General features: G+C 38.3%; 18 protein-coding genes and 1 pseudogene. 13 read left to right on the top strand and 6 right to left on the bottom strand.

What is annotated here, in order from left to right; translation table 11 throughout:
- Positions 1–141: 141 nt before the first annotated feature.
- From HRT55_RS12325 to HRT55_RS12300, 6 genes are all read left to right on the top strand, one after another.
- Complete coding sequence (locus HRT55_RS12325; RefSeq protein WP_291621645.1) at positions 142–1,365, top strand: GAF domain-containing sensor histidine kinase; 1,224 nt, start codon at positions 142–144, stop codon at positions 1,363–1,365.
- 340 nt (positions 1,366–1,705) lie between these two features.
- Positions 1,706–4,549 carry an alpha/beta fold hydrolase gene (locus HRT55_RS12320; RefSeq protein WP_291621643.1) on the top strand — a complete coding sequence of 948 codons (2,844 nt, stop codon included), beginning with the start codon at positions 1,706–1,708 and terminating at the stop codon, positions 4,547–4,549.
- A gap of 311 nt (positions 4,550–4,860) precedes the next feature.
- On the top strand, positions 4,861–5,439 hold the full coding sequence (locus HRT55_RS12315) for a lectin-like protein (protein ID WP_291621642.1): 579 nt from the start codon (positions 4,861–4,863) through the stop codon (positions 5,437–5,439).
- Positions 5,440–5,932: 493 nt separating this feature from the next.
- Entirely contained in the window at positions 5,933–7,216 is a 1,284-nt protein-coding gene (locus HRT55_RS12310) for a hypothetical protein (RefSeq protein ID WP_291621640.1), read from the top strand.
- A 191-nt stretch (positions 7,217–7,407) separates the two neighbouring features.
- Complete coding sequence (locus tag HRT55_RS12305) at positions 7,408–9,594, top strand: OsmC domain/YcaO domain-containing protein (RefSeq protein WP_287206615.1); 2,187 nt, start codon at positions 7,408–7,410, stop codon at positions 9,592–9,594.
- Positions 9,595–9,955: 361 nt separating this feature from the next.
- A complete protein-coding gene (locus tag HRT55_RS12300) occupies positions 9,956–10,165 on the top strand; it encodes a Rid family hydrolase (protein ID WP_367241218.1) in 210 nt (69 codons plus the stop codon).
- A gap of 214 nt (positions 10,166–10,379) precedes the next feature.
- On the opposite strand, the gene HRT55_RS12295 is transcribed toward HRT55_RS12300, so the two are convergent.
- Positions 10,380–10,883: a PEP-CTERM sorting domain-containing protein gene (locus tag HRT55_RS12295; protein ID WP_291621637.1), complete on the bottom strand. Its 504-nt coding sequence runs from the start codon at positions 10,881–10,883 to the stop codon at positions 10,380–10,382.
- Between the two features lie 514 nt (positions 10,884–11,397).
- Between HRT55_RS12295 and HRT55_RS12290 the strand changes: the two genes are divergently transcribed.
- Positions 11,398–11,607, top strand: coding sequence for a Rid family hydrolase (locus HRT55_RS12290; protein WP_367241217.1), 210 nt, complete (start codon positions 11,398–11,400; stop codon positions 11,605–11,607).
- A 190-nt stretch (positions 11,608–11,797) separates the two neighbouring features.
- Here the strand turns inward: HRT55_RS12290 and HRT55_RS12285 are convergent, their stop codons facing one another.
- A complete protein-coding gene (locus HRT55_RS12285; RefSeq protein WP_291621635.1) occupies positions 11,798–12,394 on the bottom strand; it encodes a PEP-CTERM sorting domain-containing protein in 597 nt (198 codons plus the stop codon).
- Positions 12,395–12,868: 474 nt separating this feature from the next.
- Here HRT55_RS12285 and rimO (HRT55_RS12280) point away from each other — a divergent pair, with 474 nt between their 5' ends.
- Both rimO (HRT55_RS12280) and HRT55_RS12275 read left to right on the top strand, forming a co-directional pair.
- The gene (gene rimO / locus HRT55_RS12280) at positions 12,869–14,233 is read left to right on the top strand and encodes a 30S ribosomal protein S12 methylthiotransferase RimO (protein WP_291621851.1); all 1,365 of its coding nucleotides are present in this window, start codon (positions 12,869–12,871) and stop codon (positions 14,231–14,233) included.
- A 127-nt stretch (positions 14,234–14,360) separates the two neighbouring features.
- Complete coding sequence (locus HRT55_RS12275; RefSeq protein WP_291617178.1) at positions 14,361–15,047, top strand: MaoC family dehydratase; 687 nt, start codon at positions 14,361–14,363, stop codon at positions 15,045–15,047.
- Positions 15,048–15,331: 284 nt separating this feature from the next.
- Here the strand turns inward: HRT55_RS12275 and HRT55_RS12270 are convergent, their stop codons facing one another.
- From HRT55_RS12270 to HRT55_RS12260, 3 genes are all read right to left on the bottom strand, one after another.
- Complete coding sequence (locus tag HRT55_RS12270) at positions 15,332–15,478, bottom strand: hypothetical protein (protein ID WP_291621633.1); 147 nt, start codon at positions 15,476–15,478, stop codon at positions 15,332–15,334.
- A 353-nt stretch (positions 15,479–15,831) separates the two neighbouring features.
- The gene (locus tag HRT55_RS12265) at positions 15,832–16,095 is read right to left on the bottom strand and encodes a PepSY domain-containing protein (protein WP_291621631.1); all 264 of its coding nucleotides are present in this window, start codon (positions 16,093–16,095) and stop codon (positions 15,832–15,834) included.
- An 822-nt stretch (positions 16,096–16,917) separates the two neighbouring features.
- Positions 16,918–19,173, bottom strand: coding sequence for a TonB-dependent receptor (locus HRT55_RS12260; RefSeq protein ID WP_291621629.1), 2,256 nt, complete (start codon positions 19,171–19,173; stop codon positions 16,918–16,920).
- Positions 19,174–19,622: 449 nt separating this feature from the next.
- Between HRT55_RS12260 and rimO (HRT55_RS12255) the strand changes: the two are divergent.
- Positions 19,623–19,975 (top strand): annotated as a pseudogene (gene rimO, locus HRT55_RS12255) (30S ribosomal protein S12 methylthiotransferase RimO); the annotation flags it as partial.
- Between the two features lie 38 nt (positions 19,976–20,013).
- Here rimO (HRT55_RS12255) and HRT55_RS12250 read toward each other — a convergent pair.
- Positions 20,014–21,573 carry an HD domain-containing phosphohydrolase gene (locus tag HRT55_RS12250; protein ID WP_367241216.1) on the bottom strand — a complete coding sequence of 520 codons (1,560 nt, stop codon included), beginning with the start codon at positions 21,571–21,573 and terminating at the stop codon, positions 20,014–20,016.
- Positions 21,574–21,785: 212 nt separating this feature from the next.
- Here HRT55_RS12250 and HRT55_RS12245 point away from each other — a divergent pair, with 212 nt between their 5' ends.
- From HRT55_RS12245 to HRT55_RS12235, 3 genes are all read left to right on the top strand, one after another.
- Positions 21,786–22,673, top strand: a complete 888-nt coding sequence (locus HRT55_RS12245) for a hypothetical protein (RefSeq protein WP_291621627.1) — start codon at positions 21,786–21,788, stop codon at positions 22,671–22,673.
- 10 nt (positions 22,674–22,683) lie between these two features.
- Positions 22,684–23,334: a methylamine utilization protein gene (locus tag HRT55_RS12240; protein WP_291621626.1), complete on the top strand. Its 651-nt coding sequence runs from the start codon at positions 22,684–22,686 to the stop codon at positions 23,332–23,334.
- A 187-nt stretch (positions 23,335–23,521) separates the two neighbouring features.
- Positions 23,522–25,399 carry an adenylate/guanylate cyclase domain-containing protein gene (locus tag HRT55_RS12235; protein WP_291621624.1) on the top strand — a complete coding sequence of 626 codons (1,878 nt, stop codon included), beginning with the start codon at positions 23,522–23,524 and terminating at the stop codon, positions 25,397–25,399.
- The last annotated feature ends 69 nt before the right edge of the window (positions 25,400–25,468 follow it).

Raw genomic sequence — 25,468 nt, 5'->3', positions numbered from 1 at the left:
GATTGAGAATTTATTTAGCCTTAAGCCTTACCTTTTAGCTAGGCGCGTAACTAAAAGCTCTTTCTATTGCTGACTTAGCAATCCTTTCTTATGCTACCATGACTACCATTAATTGATGCATGGCCTTATGGAGAAGATTCTTTGCATAATCAAAATTATCAGCAATTAATCGATAGCTGGAATAAAACCCTTGCGGTAGTTGCTAAACTTGCCGAGGTACCCGTTGCCTTAGTTATGAGAGTAGATCAGGAGCAGATTAGCGTTTTTAGCAAAAACGATTCTAGTGAAAATCCCTATAATATTGGTGATGCTGAAGTCCTCAATGGCTCAGGACTTTATTGTGAGCACGTTATTAAGTCTCAGCAGCAACTCCATGTGCCAAATGCCCTCATTGATGAAAAGTGGCAGAATAACCCTGACATAAAACTTAATATGGTGGCCTATTTGGGCTTACCCATAGTTGATGGTGAAGGTAGCCCCTTTGGCACTGTCTGTATTTTAGATAACAAAGAGCATGTTTTCTCAGAAACAACCATGGAGTTATTGGCAGCCATCAAGCAAAGTTTTGAGGTGCAATTGCAGCAATTACATTTTCAACGTATTGAAGATGAAAAACAGCAGCTTGAAGATATTACTATGTTGATCCAAGGCATTTCTCATGAAATTAATACCCCATTAGGGGTAGGAATTACCACTGCGAGTATTATCGAGTCAAACATAGAAAACATTCAGCAAAAATTAAATGACAAATCACTTAACCAAAAAACGCTAATTAACTGTCTTAATACCATGCAAGCAAGTGCCAAACTTCTTAGTAAAAGCTTAGGGGATTCTGCCGAGAAAGTAACGACATTAAGGGAACTATTAGCGAATGATTATTCAACCACTGGTAAGTCCATAGCTTTATATCCCTTAATAAAAGGTGCGCTAGATAAATATAAGAATGAGCTGAATAGTCATCAAGTAAAGTATGACATTGAGCATAATGAAAACCTTGATACTCAGGCATTTATTTCAGCTGAATTATTCCTGAAAGTTTTACATATCCTCTGCAAAAACTCCTTTGAGCATGGCTTAGTTGGCGTAGAAAATCCGGCAATAGAAATTAAATTTAAAAATTACCCTAAGGTTATCAAGCTACATTATTTAGATAATGGTAAAGGTATTGATGAGGCAGACCATAAGAAGATTTTTTCCCCATTCTATAGTACAAACCGGACGTCAGGCTGTATTGGTTTAGGGCTTAGTATTGCCAAAAGCATCATCACCCAGCAGTTACATGGCGACATATCAATATTAAAATCTGCTACAGGGGTACACTTTATTATTAGCCTACCCAAAGTGACTGCTCCAACAGCAAGTTAACCATGTTAGAACAGTTGTATCAGCAAAGTAGCCAGAGAAAATCATCATGCTAAGGCGGGTATCAGCTGTGATTGTATAGATGAAGTAATATCGTTTTGTTTAGCGTACAAATCACCGCGATTTATCAAGCACTTTAGCTTCTTTTCACTGAAACCCCCTCTATCTCATTGAATGCAAACAGCTAACCAAGTGCTTACAAACGCTTACTTGCGCTTACCCTAAAGCCCCTTTAAATAATTGATAATAACTCATCGCTTTTGTTGCGAATAACAGCTTTGCAAAAACACTATTGCAAACGACTAGGGCGCAACTATTAATTAGTAATGAAGGATATCTATCAATGATTAAAACAAATAAATCACTTATTGCTTTGGCAGTAATGACGACAAGCATATTAACTGCTTGTGGTGGCTCTGATGCAAAAAAAGAAACCACAATCACACCAACTGTTCCTGAAGTTAGCGCATATAAAGACGTTGAATGTAAGGATATGCTGTCAGCGCCACAATTATCACTTTTAACCTCAGGATCTAGTTGTGGATATCTGACAGTGCCAGAAAAACACGCCATATATGGCAAACCAGCCTCAACGAAAAATATTGAAATAGCGGTAATTAAACTAGCGTCTACTTCAGCCAATAAAAAAGCCGACCCTGTTGTTTATCTAGCAGGTGGGCCGGGTGGCAGTGCCAGCTCCAGTATTGCGCAAGTCGTTGCAACTGGCACCTTTATCAACGACAGGGATGTCTACTTAGTTGACCAACGTGGTACCGGTTATTCAAAACCAGCATTATTTTGTAGTGAATTTGAGGAAGCCGGTACAGCAGAGCAGTTAACAGCCTGTAAAACAAGGCTTGAAGCATCAGGTATTGATTTAGATGCTTATCGCAGCGTGCAAAGTGCTATGGACTTTGTTGAGTTAAGAAAGGTCTTAGATATTCCACAGTGGAATTTATATGGTATCTCATATGGTACTCGTCTTGCCACCACGATTATGCGAGAAAATAGCGAAGGTATTCGCAGTGTTATTCTCGATGGCATGTTCCCGATAGAAGTTAACGGTATTACGGATACGCCGTGGGCAAATTATGAGTCGTTAAATCAAATAGTAAAAAACTGCGACAATTCAGCTGACTGTCCTGCTGATGAGTTCAAAATGGTTATCGAAGATATTATTGCCCGTATGCACATTGAAGGCATGATTGATGAGAGTCGAGAGTTTATTCAAATATTACTTGAGCTTGGTACAGAGCCGGTAATTGTTGATTACTTATTAGCCGTGAATGAAGATGTTAGCAGCTATTTGTCTGTCATCGAAACTATGATGGCTGAGCAAGGTATGGGGGAAGGTGAAGGCTCTGCACAAGCCTCTGCACAAGCCTCTACACAAGATAACTCTCAAGATGAGGAACAGGGCTCAGAAGACAGATTTTACAACGCTATGGGTTTATCCACTATCTGCGCTGAAGAATATCCATTTTTAAATATTACCGCCTTAACGGGTGATAATAGTCAAGGTTGGTCGACAAGTATACAAGTTACGGTAGCTGATATGTACCATATGGGCTTTGATCAGGCTTCTTGTAACGTTTGGGATGTTACCCCAGCCAACGATATTGAGATACATGCCGTTAACAGTAACTTACCGGTATTAATGCTTAATGGTTTACAAGACACACAAACACCAGCAGCGTGGGGCACATTGGTTGCTAAAAATATGCCTAATGCGCAAAACATAACTAACCCACAAGGTGGTCATGGACAGCTGTTTTCTGACTCTAGTTGTTTTAATACTCTGGCTAGTGACTTTTTAGCTGAGCCAAATAAAGCGCTTGATACTAGCTGTGTAGATAAAATTCCAGCGTTAACTTATGAAAGTGAAGACGGTGGGGATGCAGCATTAGAGCAAGCCTTTTCGAAGAAAATTTCTGTATTTGGTATTCCAATTTACGGTACCGAACAAACCCCAGATGAAGCGATGTTACACGCCGCTAACGTGATGGCGCAATACCTAGATAATGATGGAGATGGTCAGCCAGATAATGCCTTAGTGGTAGAGCACATGCTTGAGCAAGGCGCGACCTTAATCATGACTAAAGATGAAGCGGAAATAGAGACTTTATTTGAAAAAATACCTGAGTCAGAAGCGTTACAAGATTTGTATGCCAGCGAAGTGGTTATTGCGGGGGCAGATGGCGGTTTTGATGCAACGATTGAAGAAGTTTTACACCTAATAACTCATGTTGGTTATGCTGGTGTTTACCCTGAAGTATTTGGTGAAGCGATAGGCTCAGACATCGCTAATGCTATGGATATCGCTCGTGGCGGTCAGTTTGAAACTATTCCCTCAAGCTACCCAGGTAGCGCTTGGTATACCTATGATGATGAAACTTGTAATTACAGCTGTATGGTCACTGAATATATGTATTGGTCATTAACCTCTATTTTAGGGGCTCAAGTAGGCGATGAACGTTTGGCTCAAATCAATAATGAGTGGCAGTTAAACACGCTGGAAAAAGTACAAAGTAAAGATCTAACGGTGCATGCTTTATTAACGAATGCTGAATATGGCTTGGCAACGTCATTACCAGATGGAAACTATTCAGCTCAAGATTTTATTATTAGCCCAACTGAAGCGGATACTGACGAAGGTGGCGGTGAAGAGGACTTTAAAGCGGCTTACTTTACTTTTAAAGACAATGATACTAGTTCAACTACAGTTTATATGAATGGTGTTATCGGCACTGATACTTTAGCTGTTATGCAGACATTATTTTCTACCTACCCACAAATTAACACGCTGGTAATGCAAAACGTGCCTGGCTCTATGGATGATGAAATTAATTTATTAGCGTCAATGGAAATTAGAGACCGCGGTATCAATACCCACATTCCAGCGGATGGCATGGTTGCCTCTGGCGGCACAGATATGTTTTTAGCGGGCGTCAAACGTTCTATTGCCCCCGGCGCTAAAATAGGTGTTCATTCATGGGATGATGGCAGTGGTAAGGCTGCATTAGATTACCCTCGTGATCATCAAGCGCATGTGAGCTATCTTGATTATTATAATGCTATCGGCATAACGACTGACTTTTACTGGTATACCCTTGAAGCTGCTCCAGCTGAGAGTAACCATTGGATGACAACAGCAGAAATGGTTTTATATGGAGTGTTAACTGAGTAATCATATTCATTACGTTGTTTTCAATCAGTAAAGGTGTGTATTTGTGTTTATTATATAATTAAATCGCTATTTATTGACTTCGGTGTCAGGTTATTTTACAGTTTATTTTGGTTGATGGCGCAATTGATTCCATGATTATCATAGGTCGTTGTAAGTAAAGCAAAAAAATAACTGGCACGAACTGTGCTAATGCCTAGGTGTTCTTAATATATAAGGCTCACTGTGTTCTTTGTATGTTGAAACGCACCTTTGGGGTGCTAATTAAATTATTGCCTATCAACTTTATCGATAGCTTTTACATGGAAACTTAAATGAAAAATACATTTTTAACCCTTGCTTTTGCAAGCTTCACCTTGTTTGTTAGTGGTGTGGCCAATGCTACACTTATCCAATGGGAATCTGCTGATGGTGGTAATGACCATTGGTATGAATTAACGACTGAAACAACAAATGAATTTGATGCTAGGATTATTGCGCTAACTAGTCGCCATAATGGTGAATTTGGTTATCTAGCAACAATTACGTCTCAAGAAGAGCAAGATTTCATTAAAGCATTAATTGGTAATACTCGAGCATGGATAGGAGCTAGTGACGCTGCTAGTGAAGGAAATTGGATTTGGATGGATGGCCCTGAAAGAGGACTGGCATTAAGTTATACTTTTTGGGCAGCAGGTGAGCCAAATAATTGGTCAAAAGGAGAAGATTACGCTGCAATTAATTGGAAGTCTAATGGTAGGTGGAACGATTGGGGAACTCCAGCTAGTCATCAATCCGTAGCTTCGGTAGTTGAATATAACAATTCAGTTGCTGTGCCAGAACCATCAAGCCTTGCTATTTTTGCATTAGGCATGATTGGTTTAGCATCACGTCGTTTCAAGAAGCAAGCTTAATAATTTTTAACTAAGCGCTAAGAAAACACCAAATTTAAAATTCTCAAGCCCTTTACTCTGGTTAACTAATCAGCCAAGTAAAGGGCTTTTTTATGACCACAGCCCGAAAGTCGCTAATTAGCAGTAATTAACTAGAGCACTCAACATAAATTTTATATCAATTCGATCAAGCCGATCTTTATCTCGCTACTAACCCTTTTGGCTGATTTTCTGCCCCATTCAAAATGATAAATACTGTCAATTTATTTCTCAGTTGCAAGCGTTTGTTTTAATAGATATATTCCAAGTGAGGTCTGGTTGCCTCTGGCGCCAAGATAGGTATTTACTCATGGTGTGACGTAGAGATAAGGCTGCGTTAGATTACCTTTCGCGGCATCGCTTACAAACGCTTACTTGCGCTTACCCTAAAGATTGTTCAAATAGTAGACAATGATTTATCGGTTAACACCGAGTACTTACTTTTGATTACGTTTGAATAGTTTTGGAGAAAATAATGACCCTAATGAATAAAGGCCCTTTGGCTAAAGGTTTTACAACATCTTTTACAAAAGTTGCTCTTGCCATTGTAATCAGCACAACGTTAGTTGCATGTGGTGGTTCAAGTAGTGATAAAAAAACAACCGCTGAGGAAACAGTAACGCCTCCGGCCACTATTACGCCAACAACTACACCAGCCAGTAATGATTTGGGCATTTCTGTAGTGCCAGATGAATTAAAGAATACTTATAGCGCGGCATTAAAGTTTGATCGCTATACCAAGGTTAATACCCCAAATGGCGGCGTAATTCATATCATTGCTCAAAATGAAATTATGGAAAATCAAATTGTTCGTGCCCGTGGCATTTTGCAGCACTATTTAACCGATTTTCCAGGATCTACTTATGGTGCAGACAAAAGTGCCGTTGCCAATAAAATGGCCGAGAATGGTGCGATATTATTACTGCTAAACGGTGTTGACGATGGGTCTAATGCCGGCGCTGAACTTGATGGCCAGCCATTATATTATGGTGAAATGCAAGTAGAAGGTCACAGCTGGTATATCACGCAAAACTATGAATATCGTGATGCTTCGTTTGAGGAGATTTTACACCTAGTACATGATTACGGCATAGGTGTTGACCAAGGTGCTGAATTTGATGGCGCGTTACCTAAATATCAAGCTGACATTCGCGCCGCGCAAGTAACAGCACTATCCGGAAAGCTTTGGGCTTGGTCAGCAGGTGAAGCAAGTTGGATAGCTGAGTTAACCGCTGAAAATAGTTTGTCACAAGAATATTTAGCATCAGTAGTTGATAGTTATTATGGCCTATGGGGCGCATTTACTGGTAAATATGGCATGTGGGGAATGTACATTGCTAAAACCCGCAGTGATATGGCTGAAAAAGACCCACAAGGATCTGCAATAATGGCTAATCAGTTTTTCCATCCTTACCTTACTTATAACGCCAGAATAGATGCAAGCTTTGTTGGTGATTTTAGCTTGAAATTTAACAGCAGCTTGTCTTATACCCATCACGCACAATATCTTAAAGATGTCACTTTGACCGGCAGCAAAGATAGCAATGTGGTGGTGAACCAATTTGATAACAATATTACCGGCAATGCTGGCGTAAATACCGTGGTTTTTGCTGGCCAAGCAGCGCAATATCAAATTACCAATAAAAATGGTGTAGTTAAGGTAGAAGACTTACAAGATGATCGCGATGGCATGAATACCTTAGCAGATATCGAAAAGTTACAGTTTTCAGATAGTACTATTGAAGTCTCTTCTCTTTAGTAAAGGTCTCTTTAAAAACTTAGCCAAATAAGCCTGAGGAAGTAAGCGCTATTTCATCGAGAAATCGCGCTTTAGGCAATTTATTTCATTATTGCTTAATTAATCCAAGACTAATGGCGCAAAAAATCCGATAATTAGCGCCATTAGAACCAGTCTATCGATTGGCTGCATACAACTTCGGAAATATATCAATGGAAATCAAAGTTAACTTTCTCGACAATCTTAGACTTGAAGCCAAGTTTGACGATTTTAGTGTCATCGCTGATCAACCTATTCGTTATAAAGGTGACGGCTCAGCACCAGGTCCTTTTGATTACTTCCTTGCGTCATCGGCTATGTGTGCAGCGTACTTTGTTAAGGTATATTGTAATTCTCGTGATATCCCAACCGATAATATTCGTTTATCACAAAATAATATTGTTGACCCAGAAGATAGATATAACCAAATATTTCAAATTCAGGTCGAGTTGCCTGACAGTATTTCTGAAAAAGATAAAAAAGGTATTTTAAGGTCAATTGACCGCTGTACCGTGAAAAAAGTCGTGCAGAAGGGACCAGAGTTTAAAGTTGAGGCCGTTACTAGCCTTGAAGAAGATGCTCAAGCTATGCTGATGCAACAACCGGAAGATGGCGCTAGCACTTTTATTTTAGGTAAAGATTTACCACTGGAAGAAACCATTGCCAATATGTCCGGCCTGTTAGCCGACCTTGGCATGAAAATCGAAATCTCTTCGTGGCGCAATATAGTACCTAATGTTTGGTCTCTGCATATTCGTGATGCCGCATCTCCTATGTGTTTCACTAACGGTAAAGGTGCAACGAAAGAAAGTGCATTGGCTTCTGCTTTAGGCGAGTTTATTGAACGCCTTAATTGTAACTTCTTTTATAACGATCAATTCTTCGGTACTGATATTGCTAACAGTGATTTTGTTCATTACCCGAATGAAAAGTGGTTTAAACCGGGGGTAGATGATGCACTGCCAAGTGATATTTTAGATGATTATTGTTTAGCTATTTACAATCCAGAAGACGAACTACGTGGTTCAAATTTAATTGATACCAACTCAGGCATGACAGAGCGCGGTATTTGCTCAATCCCTTATGTACGCCAGTCTGATGGTGAAACGGTATATTTCCCTTCAAATTTAATTGAAAACTTGTTTTTAAGTAATGGCATGAGCGCAGGTAATAACTTACCGGAAGCGCAAGTTCAATGTTTGTCAGAAATATTTGAACGCGCGGTCAAAAAACAAATTATCGCCGAAGAAATTGTTTTACCAGATGTACCAAAAGAGGTTATCGCTAAGTACCCAGCTATTTTAGCTGGCATTGAAGGGCTAGAAGCGCAGGGTTTCCCTGTAGTCGTTAAAGATGCCTCATTAGGCGGTAAATTCCCGGTGATGTGCGTCACTTTGATGAACCCAAAAAATGGTGGTGTATTTGCCTCGTTTGGTGCCCACCCAAGTTTTGAAGTCGCGTTAGAGCGTAGCTTAACTGAATTATTACAAGGTAGAAGCTTTGAAGGGCTAAATGATGTGCCTAAGCCAACGTTTAACAGCATGGCGGTGACTGAGCCGGAAAACTTTGTTGATCACTTCATTGATTCAACCGGTGTTATCTCATGGCGTTTCTTTAGTGCTAAGCACGATTATGATTTTGTTGAATGGGATTTCTCCGGCACCAATGAAGAAGAAAATTCCGGTTTAATGGCCATTTTAAAAGACCTTGGTAAAGAAGTGTATATTGCTGAATTTAATCAACTTGGTGCTACTGCCTGTCGCATTCTAGTACCTGATTATTCAGAAGTTTACCCGGTAGAAGACCTTATTTGGGACAATACCAATAAGTCGCTTGCTTACCGCGAAGACATCTTAAATCTGCATCGCTTAGATGAAGCGCAATTAACCAGTTTGTTTGACCGTTTAGAAGAAAGCCAGCAAGATAACTATATCGACATCAAAACTTTAATTGGTATTGAATTTGATGAAAATACTGTTTGGGGCCAGCTAACTATTCTTGAATTGAAAATTCTTATCTGCTTAGCCCTAGGCGCGCTTGAAGATGCCATTGAGTTAGTAGGTGAATTTTTACAGTACAACGACAATACCGTAGCGCGCGGTTTATTCTATCAAGCGGTTCATGCTGTGCTTGAAGTTACTATCGATGAAGAAATGGAACTTGAAGACTTTATCGGTAACTTCAATAGAATGTTCGGTGAAGAGAATATGGCTAATGTTGTTGGCTCAGTATTTGGCGACGTTAGATTTTTTGGGCTAACACCAACGAGCATGAAACTAGAAGGTTTAGATAAACATCAACGTTTGATTGAGAGCTACAAGAAACTGCATCAAGCACGTAAACTTGCTGCAGAAAAATAGTCGAACTCCCTAGTTATTAGGGCAGGAATAGATAAAGCCAATACTTGCTAACAGGTATTGGCTTTTTTTTACTTTTTTTCATCTAACTCTTTTACTAAATAGATTTTCATTTTGTCATCCAAAATGGAATTAAACTTCACTTACTCGATTTTTATTTATCCTATCAATACACTGCCAATAACCTTTAATTGTCATCATTAATTCAAATTTTATAGTAGTCAATTCATCACCATCATTCGTAAACGTAATAGCGAAAAAGTTAGCAGTATTGTCATTCATAACGATACTGTGTATTTATGTGGGCAAGTAGCCCTGATGTGACACAAAATATGGCAGAGTAAACCAAGTCAGTTTTTCACGTATAGATGAGTACTTAGCAGAAGCGGGCAGTGATAACTCAAAAATATTATCAGCGCTTATTCATGTTAAAGATAACAAAGATGTACCTTTATTCAATGAGCTATGGAATGCCTGGTTACCGGAAGGTTGTGCCCCAGCACGTTCATGTGTGCAATCAACTATGGCGCGAGATGTAGTGTTAGTGGAAGTTACCATCATTGCTGCGTTATAAATACCGATAAAAGGGTAATATTTACTGAAGCTCGTTGATTCAAGCTCAATTTTTTAGTCACTGGTTTGAGCAATAGTTAGATTTTAAGTGGTAAATTAAGACAATAAAAAAGCACCAAACTTGCGAGAGGTGCTTTCTGATCTATTTACTGATCTGTTTATTTTAAAAAAATAGATCAGTAAATAGTTAATTAATTAGTTCAGCTTACTACTTTTTACTTACTAGCATTGAATCGTCGAGAGACTAAACCCATAAGTCCTAAGGCGAAGATGGCAAGGGTAGTTGGCTCTGGTACTTTTTCAACAGCAACTAAGCTTGAAAAATTAATATAATTTGTTCCACCAGATTCACAACAGGAAGCGGTAAGTTTAAACGTTAAAGTATGCACTCCTTGACTTAAAAATATGTCAGTTGAACTCCCTTTAAAGTAACTACCTACAGAAGTGATTGAATCCCAGGCATACAAAGAGTTGTCCACATATAAGGCGAATTCATCACCTGGGGTATAGTTATCTTGAATAGAGACCAAAGACAAAACAGAATCTGTTGATACATTCCATTGCCATTGATCATTAACAAAATTTAAGCCGCTGCCCCAGTCAGTTAATAAACCAATATACTCAGTATCTTCATCCATAATAATCAGCCCTGCATTGGCCAAACTACTAACAGATAAAACTAACCCAGTAGCAGCCGCTTTTAACATTTTTATATTCATATTAAATTCCTCAGTATTATTTTCTAATAAACATTGTGGTCTTTAATCTTTCGGTACTTGGTTTGTTACGCATCAATTATGCCAAAGAATAAATATCCTTTTGTTCCAAATAGATAGTGACTTTGGTTTTTTATTTAATTCAAAAGTGTAAAGTAATTAGACATAAGTATGATGATAAATAGGCTTACTTCCAATAGTTCAACAAACCGCTTGGCTATTTATAGCTAAAGCCTAATAAATTTCACTACTAAAATACTTTTCATTTTGTCATCCAAAATGGAATTAAACTTCACTTACTCGATTTTTATTTCTCCTATCAATACAATGCCTATAACCTTTAATTGTCATCATTAATTTAAATTTTATAGTAGTCAATTCATCACCATCATTCGTAAACGTAATATCGAAAAAGTTAGCAGTATTGTCATTCATAACGATACTGTGTATTTATGTGGGCAAGTAGCCCTGATGTGACACAAAATATGGCAGAGTAAACCAAGTCAGTTTTTCACGTATAGATGAGTACTTAGCAGAAGCGGGCAGTGATAACTCAAAAATATTATCAGCGCTTATTCATGTTAAAGATAACAAAGATGTACCTTTATTCAATGAGCTATGGAATGCCTGGTTACCGGAAGGTTGTGCCCCAGCACGTTCATGTGTGCAATCAACTATGGCGCGAGATATAGTGTTAGTGGAAGTTACCATCATTGCTGCGTTATAAATACCGACAAAAGGGTAATATTTACTGAAGCTCGTTGATTCAAGCTCAATTTTTTAGTCACTGGTTTGAGTAATCGTTAGATTTTAAGTGGTAAATTAAAACAATAAAAAAGCACCAAACTTGCGAGAGGTGCTTTATGATCTGTTTATTTTTAATAAATAATTCAGTAAACAGGTTAGCTTACTGCTTTTTATTTACTAGCATTGAATCGTCGTGCAGCTAAACCCATAATCCCTAGCGCGAAGATGGCAATAGTTGTTGGTTCTGGAATTGCTTTAGTAGTGAAGCTAAAGTTATCGAAAACAACCCCATCTCCCGACACTGATGATATTTGAGAAAACTCAACTCGTCTTATTCCGCCAACGTCCAATGTTAATAAATGATTAGTTCCAACCCCTACTCCTGGACCTACAAAAGATATACTTTGCAAAAGGTTGCCACCAACTTGTGCATCAAATGCTTTCATAATAAATCCATTAGCACCAACGTCATAACCTGTAAGGCTAACTGAAGAAATTAAATCGCTAAATATGGCTACAATTGGGTTATCTTGGAAAAATTGATAATCACCTAATCTATTAATGCCATTCGGAGCTGACATTCCCGGAAGGCCTATTGAAACAATAGTTGCATCAACAAATTCCACACCCTGACTAATGTAATTAGCCCCAACAATTGTACCTGACGATAAATTATCAAAATCTATTTCAATCAATCCCGCATTGGCAAAACCACTAATAGATAAAACTAAACCAGCAAAAGCGCCTTTTAACATTTTCGAGTTCATATTTACTTCCTTATTAATACATTCTCAAAAAAGAGCTGCATTGTAATTATTGTTACCCTCCATAAGCATTTATTGCGCCAAAAAATAAATACATAATAATATCAAGGGTATGAATTTTTTTTAAAGTTATTTAACTAATGACTGTAAAGTAATCGGACACTCACACAATCGTAAGTCATTATATTTGCAGTAATTATTTTACCTGTGCAATAACTACCACACAATTCAGCATTGCTGTATAATCTCGCGCATTAAACGCTATCTTATTAAACGTCCTCAGTTTGTAATAACGATAACTAAACCATCACTTATTTAGCTTTAATTGCTCTTTTTAGAGATGTTAAAGTAGTAGAGCAGAATATGTCCGTAGAACAATTTGATCCACAAAGCCCAGAAAAAACAGTTACTAAAGAAACTTCTAAGGCAAGCAATAACATTGCTAAAGTAACCACAACCCTTGAAACACCTGTCAAAGTGATAGCAGAGCAAGAAATAAACACTAACAGTGAAGGCAAAGGTGCGAAAATCGGTTTTGTTTCACTAGGCTGCCCCAAAAATTTGGTTGATAGTGAGCGCATCCTAACTCAGTTACGTACTGAAGGTTACGATGTTACTAATAGCTACGATGATGCTGAGTTAGTGATTGTAAATACCTGTGGTTTTATTGATTCGGCAGTACAAGAATCTTTAGATACTATCGGTGAAGCATTAGCCGCAAATGGCAAAGTGTTGGTAACCGGTTGTTTAGGTGTTAAAAAAGATGAGATTATCGAACTTCACCCCAATGTATTAGGTGTTACTGGCCCACACGCTTATGATGAAGTATTAACACAAGTGCATAAACATGTAGCTAAACCAGTACATAACCCATTTATAGATTTAGTGCCTCCACAAGGGGTGAAGCTTACTCCTAAGCATTATGCTTACTTAAAAATATCGGAAGGCTGTAATCATCGTTGTACGTTCTGTATTATTCCGTCAATGCGTGGCGATTTAGATTCTCGTCCTGTTGGCGATGTATTAGGGGAAGCGAAACGCTTAGTTGATTCTGGTGTTAAAGAATTGTTAGTTATTTCTCAAGATACTTCTGCTTATGGCGTTGATGTTAAACATAAAACAGATTTTTGGGACGGTATGCCTGTTAAAACTCACATGCAGCAGTTATGTGAAGAATTAGCGAAGCAGGGCGTTTGGATACGTTTACATTATGTTTACCCTTATCCACATGTTGATAAAATTATTCCATTAATGCGTGATGGTAAAATACTGCCTTATTTAGATATCCCATTTCAGCATGCTAATAAACGCATCTTAAAATTAATGAAACGTCCTGGTAGCTCAGACCGAGTATTAGAGCGCATTGCTAAATGGCGTGAAATTTGTCCTGAATTAGTGATACGTTCAACGTTTATCGTCGGTTTTCCGGGTGAAACAGAAGAAGAATTTGAAGAGTTATTAGATTTTTTAGAAGAAGCACAATTAGACCGTGTTGGCTGTTTTAAATACTCACCTGTTGAAGGTGCTACTGCTAATGCTCTACCTGACCATGTTTCTCCTGAGGTAATGGAAGATAGATTACAGCGCTTTATGACAGTACAAGCGAAAATCAGCGCGGATAAATTACAAGCACGCATTGGTCAAGAATATCTCATTCTTGTTGATGAAGTTAATGATCTTGGTATTGTAGGACGCTCTTATATGGATGCACCAGAAGTTGATGGCAAAGTGTATTTGTCGGATGATTTTGATGCTAAGCCGGGCGATCTAATTTGGGTACAAATTATTCATGCAGATGAACATGATATTTGGGGCGTTCGCGTCGAAGATGAAGAGGTTTAGCTTTAGTCATTTAGAAAGGCTTAGCTACTCAGCTTAAGCCTAACTATTAAATTTATTAAAGCTATAAATTTAATAGTTTCAATTGTACTTAAAATGCTCACGAAATGGATTTAGATAAGGCTGCTATATGAACGTTATAGAGTTTATTAGAGAAAAAAGAAGAAATTTACAACACCAAAACGATCAGTTTATCGCCAAGTTAGAGCCTAAATTTAAGAATTTATCAAATTTATTCAATAACAAAATCACCATGCCGTTTCGAAATACGCTAAATAACCCCTGGTTCTCTCAATTTAGCCCTGTTGATGCTGAAGAAAGTAAAACCGAAAAGGTATTGATACAAGTACCTGAGGCAGAAAAAACCTACAAAAGCCTGCTTGAAAAAATGGATACAGTAACCTTTGTCGGCGAATGGCACGCGGTAGAGCAAGAGTGTATTGATCAATTTGCAGAGGTCACAGGTGACAAACAATGGATTCATACAGACCCTATACGTGCAGCGAAAGAGTCGCCCTTTAAAGCGACCATAGCACACGGATTTTTAACCTTATCATTAATCCCTAAATTAACTAATTCAGTTGATTTAGATAATAACCCTTATCCTGAAGCCAAGATGGTTATTAATTTTGGCTTGAATCAAGTACGCTTTCCATATCCGGTTAAAGCGGGTACACGTGTTAGGGCCAGTATTAAACTTGTTAACTTAGTGCCTATGAAGCGTAGTATCGAAGTTGTTAATGAAGTAAGTATTGAAGTTGAAAACAGTAAACGCTTAGCTTGTGTGGCTGAAACCGTCTTACGTTTATATTTTTAGTACTTATTTTCCTAATAAAATGGCTCAAGTTTTTAATCGAGTCCTTTTATTTCTAAGCCAAGCCTGACGATCAAATTTGGGTACAAATTATTCATGCTGATGAACATGATGTTTGGGGCGTAAGAGTAGAAGACTAATTCAAATGTCATAAATTAATACCGAGTAATAACGCTGGCTTGTTGCTTGGTATTATTGCTTTCGTTTCAAATCTTAGTACATATTTTATATGTTAACTCTGTAATACACAGGTCATAGTTTTTAGCATCGGCGAATCAATAACAATATTATTGTGTAAGTATTTCATTAAATACAACAATAGTTAACACTAAACACACCATAATAAAAAACATCGACAGCCACTTTCCCCTGCGCATATTTTTACTTGCAGCTCGCCAATATTTCGCTTGTGGTTTAGCTTCTTCTCTATTCACTTTCGCTATTCTCATACCGTATAGGTAAGTACCAGTTACAGCTAAGTTGCTTAAAATAAGACCAAAAATAAAATATATAATTTTTGAGGGAATACCGGAAAACGTACCAAAGTACCGGAATTAAGCGATTCTGTTGCTTATGAAATTCTTGTATGAATTGATAAACTTTCACCACGATTAAGTACTAATTGCTCACCAGAAATAAGATCAAAACTGATCCTGTTAGCGCGGGGGCGTACTAATTTGTGCTCGCTCTCCCTTGAAATATTACGCCGGTGCCATTGATCAGGGCTAAGAAAACTTTTGTGATTTCAAGATTAGGAAATTGTAGTCTCGTGGTAGCGAGCATTGTATTAAATTACAGCCAAACTCGGCATTGTTACTTCATCGTGGTTTCGCTGGTCTTGTTGGATATGCTGAGACAGTACTTTTCCGCGCTCAGGGTAGTTTGCTTTTAGCTCTAAGGATTCGACTAAATACCAGATACCGGTAATTGATATAACCAATACCAACCATAAACTCCACAGGCCAAATAAACGGTGGATATCAGCCCAGAAAAATTTACGGTGGCTGCGGCTAGCTTTCTGAAAAAACCTACCACCATCGTCGATACACAATCAAACGTGTGAACAAGAAAATTATCATCAGTATTGCGACAGTACTAACAATAGCTACGCCAATTTCTGTTGGTGGCATTAAATGACGATGAAAGCTATTTTTAGTTTTGTAGTAAACTATTTCTGCGCTAAACCATGGGTCTAAAGGAGCTTGAATATACGGGTTTTTTATCGGGATGTTGCGTTTTTATTTGTTGGTAAATGGCTGAGCAATTGGCTCTTTCTACTGCTGAACCATTTACAATTGAACCCTCTACGGTTGAAGTATCTAATCGGATTTCTGGATTTTCTAGCCAGTTAATTTAATGAGACAACACTGCTAAGATGCCGGTAATTAAAACAAAAAAAATAAATATAGAGAACTTAAACCTCACCCAAATGTGTACTTTGAACCATTTTGCTCTATTCACGTATTCTATTCATGGCGTTATTTACTTTTTGCTTTGTTTATACCAATTTAATTAAATTTCTTCCCAACTCAGAGCTATGCTCGATGTTCAATAACAAGGCAAGTTTTTTTCGGTTTAGTCATTATAAATCAAATAAACTTAACGACGTTAATGGGTATCGAGCAAGCTCCCAAAGGGTGAGTTTAAAAGGCTTACATGCGGCGTTATTGATTTTGCACAAGGGAGGAACCATTACCTTCAGTCAATGCCTTGCCTCTAAGCCTTTTAATTCTCACTGGGTGGGAAAGAACTTAATCAACTTGGTATCATTCATTGCGAAAGGTTAATTAGGCTAAATAATAAGACCCTAATTAATAGGGTCTTATTCACTCGCTAGCTTAAACTTAATAGCTTGGGCTATCGAACTTAGCTATTATTCAAAATGATAGGTAACAGACACGCCCACTTGACGAGGTGCTCCACCACGTACAAAACGGCTATCACCATTACCAGCAGAGTTCATTTGTAAGTAAAACTTGTCTGTGAGGTTAGTTACATAGGCGTCAATAGAAAAACTCTCTCCTTCATAACCGGCTTTTAAGTTAACCAGAGTACGAGCATTTAATTTAGTGGTATTGCTAAAATCAGCCCACATACTGTCTTGATAATTTATATTACCACTTAGGTAAAATGCCTCAGTTAAGTAAACACGAGTACCGATAGCAGCGGTTAAGTCAGGTGAATAGACAAAGTCTTTGCCACTAAGGTCACCTTCGCTTGGGCTAAAAAATTTAGTGAATTCATTGTGGGCATAACCGGTGCTTGCAAATACACTAAAATCATCAGAAACACTATAATGCAGCTCGGCTTCAAGACCGTATATTTCAGATTCACCAGCATTAACCGTTACACAGTCAAAAACATTATTTGGATCACATTGCGTAACTTGTTGGTCGGTCCAATCGCCATAATAAGCATTGGCATTAAAAGTAAGATCACCCTGTAACCACATTGAGCGGTAGGCAATTTCAAAATTATCTAAATACTCAGGTGCATATTCATTTTGATCGCCTACTAGTGTTAATTCAGCGCCCCCGGCACGGTAACCTTTTTTATAAAAAGCACTAAGCGACATATCTTCGTTTATGTCATAAGTAACACCTATTTGCGGTAAAAAGGCATCATATTCTGCATTACGTTCAGGAAAATTTGTTGCGCTAAGTTGCGAGCTTAACAGTGCATTTACTTGAGTAACACCACCTTGTACAACAGGACCTAAATCAGCTCCCGGAAATAAAAAATCAGCCATCTGGCCAGCTTCTACTGGATCTGGCAGCTCGCTACCCACAGCGAGAGTATTCGTCGAGTTAGAGAGCGAGTCTTGTGATTCGTTGTCATAACGGAAACCGGCAGATAAGGTTAAATTATCAAATAATTTATAATCCCACTCGGTAAAAAAGGCATAGTTAGTCGTTTGTTGTTCAAATGGATTTTGACGATTAATTTCTAATACGCTTGGATAAAAAGGTAATAAAGTCGCTGGTACACCAACCTCTGCAGGTAAAATATTAATTAAACCTCGGGTATCGTTAATTAACTCCACTTCGGTATAATACAAGCCAACTACACCTTGTAACTTGTCTGAATTGAAAGTTAAACGTAGCTCTTGTGCCCAGTTTTTATCTTGAGCCTCACGGCCTCGATAAGCATTACCACCTTCAGGGCCTTCATCATCATCGTCTATACGTGAATAATCACCATCAAGAAATGAAGTAATAGCAGTTAAGTTAAAGTGTTGGCTAATTTGGTAATCAAGCGCAAGCGAGCCAGTTGTTGCATCATAATCTTCTTTTGCAGCAATATTAGCGCTGCTGGTAAAGCTATCTTCTGGCTGTAAGTCGGCACGATAAATGTCTTGCCCACGCTTAGTGCTTGCATGACCTAAAGTTAAGTTGGCATTAAAATCTTCATTAAACTCAACATAATACTGAGCACGAATATTGGTATTTTCACGGGCATCAAACTCATCATCATCTAAGGTGACGTTATTGATGTAACCATCAGTTTTATACATTTGCGCCGAAATACGTAAAGCAGAATTATCAGTAATGGCAATATTGGCCATGCCTGAGCCCGTTTGTGAACCAAAAGTTCCTAATTCTAGTTTGACGCTTGCATAATTAAGGTCAAGCTCTGGGCTTTTGGTTTTTACTACCATAGCACCAACTAAAGCGTTACGACCAACGTTGGTTGATTGCGGACCTCGTAAAATTTCAACTTGTTCAACATCCCATAAATCTTTTGGATTAAAACGGGTTGAATAACCTGTGTAGGCAACATTATCAATATAAAGTGTACCTAAGGCACCATCGCCACCACCAGTTGAGGCTGAATTTTGAGAAATACCACGTAGACCAAAAGATTCACCGCCGCCCAGTGTAAAAGCATTCGGGGTAATATCGAGTAAATCACTAAACTGCACTACCGGCATATGTGCAATTGCATCGCTAGTAATAACAGAAACACTTTCTTTAGTTTCTTGTAATGAGCGTACAATTTTCTGACCTGTAACGATAATCGTTTCAATATCGTTTTCATCAGGAGTATTGTTTGTTGCAGCAAAACTTATTTGACTGGTTGTTGCTACTAAGGTTGCTAGTGCAAGCTTAGATAAAGTGAAGCGTTTCATGGGTACTGCCTTTAGTTTTTTTGTTTGAAAGTGATTTTGGCGAAATTGTACCATTGTAACATTAATGATAATAGTTGTTATTTTCATTCGTTTAATGTGTCAAAGTGTGCATTTATGCTAATACTCCATACCACACAGCATCAGTTGAATTTTTACTAGCCAAGGTTTAACCAATAATTAGTTCGATAAAACTGCACTAAAAATCCGGAACACTGCAAAGTTATCACTATGGAATTTTCGTGTGACATTAATGCAGAGACCCATTTTGAACTGATTATTAATTTTATATTTATTCTTTACTTAGTAGTGTAGGGGAGTGGTGTTATTATCAATTATAACAATGGTTTAGTTGTGTATTAATCGGATAGATATTACAAATCCCTAATAATAAACCTCTCCCTATAGGGCTGCTATAAGTATGTTCGGCTGCCCAAAAAAGTCTTGTTGACAGTGAACGTATTTTAAAATTATTGAAACGTCCAAGTAGTTCTGAGTGTACCTTAGAGCGTATTAATAAATGGCGTGAGATATGCTCTGAGTTGGTTATTCGCTAAATTTCATTATTGGTTTTCCGGGTGAAACCGAAGAAGAGCAATTAGACCACATTGGCCAAGAATATTTAGTTTTAGTTGATGAAGTGAATAGTGAAGGCGCTATCGCACGTTCATATATGCATACGCCAGAAGTTGATGAGTAAAGTCTATTTAACTGATGTGCAGCCAGGCAATATGATTTGGGTAGCAATTTTCATGCTGACGAACATGATGTTTGCGGCGTTAGAGTAGAAGATGAAGAAGCTTAACTATTAAGTTACCTCCTATTAATCTACTTCCAGTTAAGTCAAAAACCTTTTTGACAGCCAGGTATTTGAGTGATATCAAACTCATCTAGCTGGCTGTTTTCTAAATACTGTTTAGCAAATTTCAAATAAACTTCTTTTTCGATAAAAACATCAAATAAGTCAGGATCAAGATGATCGCCTAACTTCATACGGCCCATAATAGTAAGGGTTTCGGATAAGGTTTTAGGGTCTTTGTACGGACGATCATTTGCTGTTAAGGCTTCAAATACATCGGCAATGCCCATTATCCTTGCTGGAATAGACATTTCATCGCGCTTTAATCCTTTCGGGTAACCTGTACCATCCATTTTTTCATGATGACCACAGGCATACTCGGGTACACGTTTTAAGTGTTTTGGAAAAGGCATTGATTCAAGCATTTCAACTGTCACATCCATGTGGCCATTTATCACCCGTCGTTCTTTCGGATTTAAAGTGCCACGTTTGGTAATTAAGTTGTAAACCTCATCGGCGTTTACTATGTCTTGTTTTACCCCTCTAATTGTTACCTGATAATTTTTGGCTATTTTATACACCCGTTCTATTTTATCTTCATCAAAAAACTCGCCGCCAGTGTTGGCAAGACAGATGAAATCACGATCAGACTCCAATATTTTCAATAACAAGGCCTTTTGATTATCAGTATGTTTATCAGAAGAATAAATATCCCTAGCCGCTATTTCAAAACGAGCACTTACTAGCTCAATTCGGTCAAAAATGGTTTCAAGCTTCTTGGCTTTGTCCATAACATATTCAGGGGTAGCAACCTTGCCACAGTCATGTAGCCAAGCCGCAACACCCAATTCATGAAAGTCCTCTTTGCTCATGGAAAAACTATCGAGCGGGCCATCATTTATTTCATCACAAGCTTCAGCCAACATCATGGTGATTAAGGGCACGCGGCGACAATGGCCACCAGTATAAGGTGATTTTTTATCAATAGCGGAAGCAATGAGCTTAGAAAAAGCTGAAAATAAGTTCTCCATTTCATCAATAAGCTGTTTGTTGGTAATAATGACGCCAGCTAAAGAAGACAGCGCATGGATTGTTTTCTCGATTTCTTGGTCAAAGGCAATGATGTCACCTTGCTCATTGCTAGCATTGAGTAGTTGAATAACGCCGTTAAGATCCCCTTGATGGTTTTTCATGGGCAAAGTTAATACCGACTGAGTTCTATAACCGGTTTTTTTATCCATTGCTTTAGCGGCACTTAAGTCGTAATCCGGGCAATGATATACATCTTCAATATTAATGATCTCCCCTGTCTTGGCGGCGATAGCAACAAGGGCACTGTCATTAACTTCGCCATACTTTAATAATGAAATAGGGGGGAAGTTGATTTCATTATTTGTGGTACCACCCAAATGAAGCGCTAAGGTGTTATTGATGATGGTTTCAAAAACTAATTCTTTGTTGTCTGATATTGAATAGATGGTGCCACCATCGGCATTGGCTAGCTCCATGGCACTTTTAATTATCTTCTCTAATAGTACACGGTGATCTTTCTCTGACGATAAAGCGATGCCTATTTCTATAAAATGTTCAATGCTATTCATCATATGTCCTGTACAAAATTAACCGCAATGAGTTAATCAAAAGTATAGGATCGGCACAAAAAAAGTGTAAAAGTTATCAATAAAAACATAGCAACACTGGTAAATGCGTTACAAGGTGGGCGAATGTAGCAAAATATTGTTCATTTCTACTCTATACTTTGCCAATGAAAGGATTTCACTTATATAAAAGTTATTAGGCTTTAATGGGTGTATTTATGAAAAAATTATCTATAGCGGTAACTACTTGTCTTCTATTATCGACAACCGTCGGTGCTGAAAAGGGTGAATGGGTAGAATGGTTAGCAGATGTCCAACTATCCTATGCTGATATTGAAAACCTTAACCTGTCAGCTTTTGACGATGACTCCCATCAAGATCAACGCTTAGCACTCGACGCTGTCATTGGCCGTTTCTATCAACTTGATGGTCTTAGCCGCATACACATCGCCCTTGAATTTGAGGCACAAAAGCATCAAGAATTTGACAGATTGGATGATGTTTTTTTAGGGGCAAATTTTGGTTTCAGATATAAGTTCGGCTTGGGTTTTTATCAGCCTTATTTACAGTTCAATGCCAATTATGGTCATAAAGAAGTGGACTACGATGTTTATTCAAGAGATATCTTTTCTAGCGGTATTGAGCTGGGTCAGCATATCAATAATCAATTATCTATTGCGGCAAGTATCGATTTTACCTCCACTGATGGTGAGTCAGGGCCAAACGTAGTGCCTGAATTATCAAGTGATGTTTTTAGTCAAAGTTATTTCAGGGCCTCTATTTATGCAGATTATATACTTGCTCAAGATTGGTTGCTATCGGCGAGTTATGCACGGCGAGAAGGTGACTTTCACTCAGCCTGTAATACGGTAAATGTAGCTAAGGTGCTAGAGGTTGAAGAGGTCAAAGCCATCACCAAGGACAAAATATTTGTTGGTTGTGTTTACAAACTTGATGGTAGCAGTAATATTTTTTCAGCCTCGTTAAGTTATAGCCTGACCAGGCACTCCGCTATTAATTTATTTATAGAGCGTTATCAAGGTCATGCTGATGTATTGGAATATAAAAACACATCATACTCGTTAAGTTATAACTACCGATATTAAGGGAAATCAAATGAAATCATTTCAGTATGTTACTTTTGCTCTCGGTGGTTTTTTGTTGATGTATTGTTGGCAAAGTCATGCTCAAAGCCTGCAAGTGACTGTGCTAGACAGTAAACAAAAGCCAATAGAGTTTGCCGTTATTTATATCAATGAAGTGCTGCCAAAAATAAGTGACCATTCAATCATCATCGACCAAGTTGATAAAGAATTCATCCCTTATGTCACCGTGGTGCAGCGAGGTAGCGCGATAAACTTTCCGAACAATGATGATATTCGTCATCAAGTTTATTCTTTTTCAAAATCAAAGCAGTTTGAATTACCACTGTATAGTGGTGATCCCTCCGCGCCAGTAATGTTTGATAAAAGTGGTGTTGTTGCTATGGCTTGTAATATTCATGATTGGATGAAAGCTTATGTTTTTGTCGTTGATACCAATAAGTTCTCAATTTCTAATAAAGCCGGCAAAGCGGTATTAACTGACCTTGACAAGGGGCAATATGAAGTCGTTGTCTGGCACCCAAAGTCGAAAGGTAGTGAACAACTCAATACACAACAAATAGAGATTAATGAAGATGAACAAAAGTTAGTATTTACCGTTAGGCAAAAAACACAGTTCAAAGCATGGCGCTCACCCAAAAGTGTTAGACGAAGAGGTTATTAAATTCAGGGCAGTAACCTTTCCTTTGAGAGCTAAAGCTTGTGAAGTCAAAACTTTGAATTAACAGCCTTAAATATTTAGCTGCCCAGTATTGGCAATGCTGGCGATAATGAGAGGGATGGTAATCAATAAGCTTTTTAGGTTTTCACACTTTCGCAGTAGAATTATTGCTTTTGTGCTGGTGATTTTTGTGCCAATACAATTAGCATTATTTATTGTTATTCGTGATGCCAATATAGCGACTGCAAGAGCTAATATTGATGAAGCTCTGCAAGTCACTGCCGATGTTTTTGTCAAATCATTAACGCAGCACCGCGATAGTTTGCTGGCAAAGGTAAGAGCTTTATCTTCTGATTACGCCTTTAAACCTGTTGCTAATACTAACGAGCACAAAACAGTATTATCCACCTTAATAAGCTATCAACAACGAGTAGAGGCAAGTGTAATGTTGCTACTTTCGATGGATGGCAACATTATTGCTGATACCAGCCACCCTAACTTAACCGCTCGACCCTTTTATTTACCCCAGTTAATTGAGCAAGCAAGCAATAGTGAATTTGGCGAAGCCGACTCTATTGCCTTTATTGATGAGCAACCCTATTTATTAGTGGTTGTGCCATTATTTTCACCCGAGCCCAGTCATTGGATTGTCATGGGTTTCTTAATCACCGACAGCTTCGCGGAAAACTTGCAGAAAACCACTAAATCACAGGTTTCAATACTCTATGGTAGTACCTTAAGGGACATTAATAATCAATGGCAGCAATTAGCATCAACATTACCGACTGAAACGCGGCTGTTATCTGAGCAAGCGTTAACAGAACAAAGTTGGGGTTTTAAGAAAAACTTTGATTTGTTAATGGACCAACAACACTATATCTCTGTCGTTCTGCCTATCCAATATCAGCATGATGAATACTTTATTGCTTTGCTGCAGCGCTCTTTAGCACAAGCGCTGCTTCCCTATGACCAGTTACACTTTATTGTTGCCACAGGCTTTGCTATCGCCTTATTACTACTGATAGTGGGTGGTAATTTCATTGCCAGAAAAATAACTCAGCCGGTGACTGTTTTGGCACAAGGGGCAAAAAGGATTGAACAAGGCCACTATGATTTAACTATCGAGGTGAATCAAAAAGATGAGCTGGGTCAACTGGCAAAACGTTTTAATGCTATGGCTAAAGGTTTAGCAGAGCGAGCAAAAATACGCAGCTTGTTGGGGAAAGTTGTTTCACCAGCCATTGCGGAGCAGTTACTGAGTAAAGGCGTTGAACTAGGCGGGGAAGAGCGACAGGTAACTATATTGTTTAGTGATATCAGAAACTTTACCAGCTTATGTGAAACTCATGATGCCAAAGAAGTGCTGACCTTGTTAAACCAACTGCTAACTCGACTCAGTAAAATTATCGATAATCATCATGGCGTTATCGACAAGTATATTGGTGATGCGGTTATGGCGTTATTTGGCGTGCCCATAAACGATGATTTACAAGCACAAAACACCGTCCTTGCTGCGTTAGCAATGCAACAAGAGTTAGTACTCATTAACCTAGAGCTGGTAGAGCAAAAGTTTGCTGCAATCGGTTTAGGTATTGGTATCAATAGTGCCAATGTTATTGCGGGCAATATGGGCTCAGCCACTCGACTTAATTACACTGTTATAGGTGATGGCGTTAACTTGTCTTCGCGCCTTGAAGGGTTAACCAAATATTATGGTGTCACTATTTTAGTGAGTCAGGCGACCAAGTCACAGTGTAAAGGCATTATATTTCAAGAAATAGATACGGTGAGAGTCAAAGGAAAGCAACAAGGCTTAACCATATATCAACCTCTGGGATTATTAAGTGATTTTAGTCAAACAGAGCTGGCACAAGTTCAACAATTTGAGCAAGTATTAAAGCATTATAAGCAGCAAAATTGGCAAAAGGCCTTAGCGCTGCTAACTTCATTAATAGCACATTCGCCAGTTACTGTTTATCAACAAATTTATCTTGATCGACTAAGATCTCAACAAGGGAACGTTTTTGATGAAGGCTGGGATGGCATATTTACCCACAGTCAAAAATAAATAAGATAATCTAATTTTATCTTAACCTATTTTAGCAACTAGCAAGAAGCATAAAGCAAGCAGTCATTA

Origin of the sequence: Colwellia sp., assembly GCF_013214175.1 — a bacterium.
Classification (GTDB): Bacteria; Pseudomonadota; Gammaproteobacteria; order Enterobacterales; family Alteromonadaceae; genus Colwellia.
This window is presented reverse-complemented; position numbering and strand designations above follow the sequence as displayed.

Coding starts and splice junctions, on each gene's coding strand:
- HRT55_RS12320 (WP_291621643.1), top strand. CDS start 1,706: ATGATTAAAACAAATAAATCACTTATTGCTTTGGCAGTAATGACGACA.
- HRT55_RS12315 (WP_291621642.1), top strand. CDS start 4,861: ATGAAAAATACATTTTTAACCCTTGCTTTTGCAAGCTTCACCTTGTTT.
- HRT55_RS12310 (WP_291621640.1), top strand. CDS start 5,933: ATGACCCTAATGAATAAAGGCCCTTTGGCTAAAGGTTTTACAACATCT.
- HRT55_RS12305 (WP_287206615.1), top strand. CDS start 7,408: ATGGAAATCAAAGTTAACTTTCTCGACAATCTTAGACTTGAAGCCAAG.
- HRT55_RS12295 (WP_291621637.1), bottom strand. CDS start 10,883: ATGAATATAAAAATGTTAAAAGCGGCTGCTACTGGGTTAGTTTTATCT.
- HRT55_RS12285 (WP_291621635.1), bottom strand. CDS start 12,394: ATGAACTCGAAAATGTTAAAAGGCGCTTTTGCTGGTTTAGTTTTATCT.
- HRT55_RS12275 (WP_291617178.1), top strand. CDS start 14,361: ATGAACGTTATAGAGTTTATTAGAGAAAAAAGAAGAAATTTACAACAC.
- HRT55_RS12260 (WP_291621629.1), bottom strand. CDS start 19,173: ATGAAACGCTTCACTTTATCTAAGCTTGCACTAGCAACCTTAGTAGCA.
- HRT55_RS12250 (WP_367241216.1), bottom strand. CDS start 21,573: ATGATGAATAGCATTGAACATTTTATAGAAATAGGCATCGCTTTATCG.
- HRT55_RS12245 (WP_291621627.1), top strand. CDS start 21,786: ATGAAAAAATTATCTATAGCGGTAACTACTTGTCTTCTATTATCGACA.
- HRT55_RS12240 (WP_291621626.1), top strand. CDS start 22,684: ATGAAATCATTTCAGTATGTTACTTTTGCTCTCGGTGGTTTTTTGTTG.